Annotated in this window: 1 protein-coding gene; it reads right to left on the reverse strand. The window is 60.8% G+C overall.

Translation table 11 applies throughout. The annotated features are described in order from the left end of the window. A partial coding sequence (locus tag K7H09_RS24300) for a contractile injection system protein, VgrG/Pvc8 family (protein WP_269064096.1) occupies positions 1–500 on the reverse strand: 500 nt, incomplete at both ends.

Below are 500 nucleotides of genomic sequence, written 5' to 3' on the forward strand. Positions count from 1 at the left end.
CACAAAGGCCACTTGAGGGCCATCGACCCGCGGTTTGGGGTTGGGCACCGGGCGGAAGGTCTGATCCCGGGGCATGATCACCACTTCATTGTGGTAGCGGGTCATCAGCTCGCCTGCTTGCGCAGCGCTGCTCCCCCCATTGTTACTGTCATAGCCACCCCGCGCCATACCATCCTCTTCTAGCGCCTGAGGTTGCTCGCCGTGGTGCACCACCGATACCACCTGCCAAGCACGGTTGAGGCTGTCGATATCGTGGTCGGTGAGAGTAAAGCAGGTACCGGGGGCAAGTTCAGGCAGGTCACTTTCCGCTTCGGCGGTGGTGGCGTCGGCACGTAGCGATTCTAGTCGGTGGCGGGTGAACGGCTTGCCGGAGGCGTCCTTCTTATAGCGCCCTGGGTAGTCGTAGTGTTCGTAATCCTCTCGCTGAGCGTGCTCCCCTAGATTGGGGGCCTGGTGTTCGTGTAGCTGAGCGTAAGGCGGGTTCTTGAAGCTGTAGTCTT

Origin of the sequence: Halomonas sp. IOP_14, from assembly GCF_021021315.1 — a bacterium.
Taxonomy (GTDB): domain Bacteria; phylum Pseudomonadota; class Gammaproteobacteria; order Pseudomonadales; family Halomonadaceae; genus Vreelandella; species Vreelandella titanicae.